The organism is Aquabacterium sp. (assembly GCF_004297345.1).
Classification (GTDB): Bacteria; Pseudomonadota; Gammaproteobacteria; order Burkholderiales; family Burkholderiaceae_C; genus Aquabacterium.
On sequence record NZ_SCTN01000190.1, the window covers coordinates 1 to 3,075 of the forward strand.

Below are 3,075 nucleotides of genomic sequence, written 5' to 3' on the forward strand. Positions count from 1 at the left end.
ATGCAAGGCTTCACGCTCATCGAGATGGTCGTGGTCGTGCTGATCGTCAGCATCCTGGCCAGCGCAGCGATGCCCTTGGCCGCGCTGCACAAACGGCGTAGTCAGGAAGCGGAGCTAAGGCAATCCCTGCGCGTTTTACGCACGGCCATCGATGATTACAAACGCGCGTGGGATCAAGGCAAGATAGAAAAGCGCGTGGACGAGACCGGCTACCCACCGAATCTGGAGGCGCTGGTTCAAGGCGTTCGCAATGCAGGCTCCACAAAGTCTGGTCGCATCTATTTTCTACGGCGTCTACCGCGTGATCCATTCGGTGATCCTGACATGCCCGATGCGCGCACCTGGGGGCTGCGCAGCTACGCCAGCCCGCCTGATGCGCCGTCGCCTGGTGCAGATGTCTTTGATGTGTATTCGCAGTCCGATGCCCTGGCGTTGGACGGCACACCTTATCGACAGTGGTGAAGCATGAGGTACAAGCTTGTACAACGTGCTCGCGGCTTCACCTTGATCGAGCTGATCGTGGTGCTCGCCATCATCGCCTTGCTCGCCAGTCTGGTGGCGCCACGCTACAACCACACAGTCGATAACGCGCGTGAAGGCACCTTGCGCACCTCGCTGAATGTGATGCGCGATGCCATCGACAAATTCGCTGCTGACAAGAACCGCTACCCGGATTCGCTGGACGAACTGGTCAGCGCGGGCTACTTGCGTCGTGTGCCAGATGATCCGCTGACGGGGCGCAGGGACAGCTGGCAGATGCTGCCACCGCCTCAAGGTGGCGTGTTGCCTGGCCGGATGGCGGATGTCCGCAGCGGGGCTTCGGGCAACGCGCAGGACGGGACCCCGTATGCCACGTGGTGATGCCCAATTAGCGACCTCGCAGCGTGGCTTCACCTATCTGATGCTGCTGTGGTGGGTGGCCATCGGCGGGGTCATGCTGGCCGCAGCTGGGCAAAGCTGGATGAACGAGGCCAGGCGACAGAAGGACATTGAACTGGTGTTCCGTGCCGAGCAGATCACACGCGGGATTCAGTCGTATTACGAAGCCACGCCCAATGGCCCGCGCGTGCCGCCAACCAGCCTGAATGACTTGCTGGAGGACCGCCGTGGCCCCGTGTTGCGACGGCACCTGCGGCAGGTGTGGACGGATCCAGTAACGGGGAGCCCCGAATGGGGGCAGATCAGAAATGGCCCTTACCTGCAAGGCGTGTACAGCCTGTCAAGACTCAAACCCTTGAGAGGCCCCGATGGCGCCCGCAGTTATCGAGACTGGCGTTTCATGGCGTCGGTGACACCGCCTGTTGCGGCTTCAGCGGCATCCGGCGCGCTTTAGTCAACAAACCGTCATTTGCACTTCTTAACATCGCGCCCCATGAGCACCAAAGACCTTGAACCCGAGCACGCTGAATCGATGCTTCGCCTGATTGAAGCATCGCTTCAGGTCAAGCGGCGTCATCAGTTCTATCACTGGACGCAGGGGGACATGCAACGTCTGGTTCCTCATCGTGTCTCGGCCTGTGGTGCTTACGATCTGGGCGTGCGTGACCTGACCTTCAATGTGCTCAACAGCGTACCCATGCCGGATGACCTGCTGAGCTCTTTGTCTGACATGCATTCGCCCGTGATGCAACACCTGCACGCCCAATGGAATCGCTCCGCGCAACAAGTAAGTTGGGTTGATCTGACGGACCTCGCGCCGCATGATCGCTCTGCACGGGGGCTTTGCGAGCAAGGCTATCGCTGGCTGCTGACGCATGGCGTGACACGTCCTGGTCGCCCTAACGAGCTGGAGACCTTCTTCGTGTTCGGCCAACCCGGTTGCTTGCCAGACGACCAATCTGCCCACATCCTGAATCTGATTCAGCCCTATTTGCATGCCACCTTCCTGCGCGTGCATTGCACTGAGCGTGAACTGTCGGGCATGGGGCAACACATGCGCGGGCCCGCGCTGGCCGGTGGCGTCGACAAGCCTCGCGCTGCCGCCTCCATCACTGATCGTGAACGCGAGATCCTGCGTTGGGTGCGCGAAGGCATGAGCAACCAGGCGATCTCAGAAGAGTTGGGCATCAGTGCACTGACCGTGAAGAACCACATTCAGAAGATTCTGCGCAAGCTGGGGGCGGCCAACAGGGCGCAGGCCGTGGCCAAGGCCATGTCCATGAATCTGTTCAGCCTGACGGTAGAGCAGCCATCGCGCCGCGCACCCGGCGAATCTTTCCTGGCTACGGGGCACTGAACACGCCATCGACTAGCGCAGATTGCCTGTGCATCTTTCACAACGGCGCGATGACCTCGCGCCGTTTTGCTTTTCTGCCATTGGTTCCGTGTGCCCCCCTTGAATGTGGGGGTGGCAGTGAGCCGAATGCCTCACGCGATTTCCCTCTTGGGGCCAACCCAGTGTCACGGCCGATTGCGAGACTTCCGTTCAGTCGCACAGCCGTTGTGACGTCCCTCAAGAGCTGGTTGAAACCAGCCGGAAGGTCGTGGAGTTTGCGGGCCGACGATGCGTCAGTTCTGTGTTCATCGGTTTTATGAAGCACGACGGTGACGAGGGGGTTCTCTCTGTTTTCTTACATCACACATCCTTTTGGAGTTAAGCAAATGAAATTCAAGGCACTCGTTTCCGCCGTGGCCCTGGCTGCCGCTGGCGTCGCACACGCTGATATCGGTAACTCGGTTTCGTCCGGTACCGTTGAACTGTTCGCCACCGTGTTCAATGCCAACGCATCGATCACCATCGACCTGGGTCAAGACGCAGACTCTCTGCTGACCAACCTGGCTTCGCCCGTGTCGTTCAACCTGGCTGCTGATGCCAACTGGGCCACCTTCCTGTCCAAGGCTGGTGCCGCTCCCCTGACTTGGTCCGTGCAATCGGTTGACCAAGACACCAACACCATCTGGTCGACCGCTCGCATCGGTCAAGAAGCTACCGTTGGCACCACCACCGCCACCGCTCGCGCCAACGTGTCGCTGAACCAAGCCGTCGCCGGCATGGTGAATTGGCAAGGTAACGTGAACGTTGACGGTGACCCCACCATCAACGTCAGCACCGTTGGGCTGGCTGGCACGCCCGCT

At 60.2% G+C, this 3,075-nt stretch carries 5 protein-coding genes; all 5 read left to right on the forward strand.

Translation table 11 applies throughout. The features are described from left to right. Entirely contained in the window at nt 1-462 is a 462-nt protein-coding gene (locus EPO09_RS06560; protein ID WP_290641388.1) for a type II secretion system protein, read from the forward strand. Nucleotides 463-465: 3 nt separating this feature from the next. Further along, nucleotides 466-861, forward strand: coding sequence for a type II secretion system protein (locus EPO09_RS06565; RefSeq protein ID WP_290641390.1), 396 nt, complete (start codon nt 466-468; stop codon nt 859-861). Then, on the forward strand, nt 848-1,333 hold the full coding sequence (locus tag EPO09_RS06570) for a type II secretion system protein (protein ID WP_290641392.1): 486 nt from the start codon (nt 848-850) through the stop codon (nt 1,331-1,333). Before EPO09_RS06565 ends, EPO09_RS06570 begins: the two co-directional genes overlap by 14 nt. Before the next feature lie 39 nt (nt 1,334-1,372). After that, complete coding sequence (locus tag EPO09_RS06575; protein WP_290641394.1) at nt 1,373-2,236, forward strand: LuxR C-terminal-related transcriptional regulator; 864 nt, start codon at nt 1,373-1,375, stop codon at nt 2,234-2,236. Nucleotides 2,237-2,601: 365 nt separating this feature from the next. Continuing rightward, nucleotides 2,602-3,075 (forward strand): hypothetical protein (locus EPO09_RS06580; RefSeq protein ID WP_290641395.1); only part of this gene is annotated, 474 nt, incomplete at its 3' end.

Bases quoted from the DNA above. Each gene is read 5' to 3' on its own strand.
- EPO09_RS06575 (WP_290641394.1), top strand. From the start codon at position 1,373: ATGAGCACCAAAGACCTTGAACCCGAGCACGCTGAATCGATGCTTCGC.
- EPO09_RS06565 (WP_290641390.1), top strand. From the start codon at position 466: ATGAGGTACAAGCTTGTACAACGTGCTCGCGGCTTCACCTTGATCGAG.
- EPO09_RS06560 (WP_290641388.1), top strand. From the start codon at position 1: ATGCAAGGCTTCACGCTCATCGAGATGGTCGTGGTCGTGCTGATCGTC.
- EPO09_RS06570 (WP_290641392.1), top strand. From the start codon at position 848: ATGCCACGTGGTGATGCCCAATTAGCGACCTCGCAGCGTGGCTTCACC.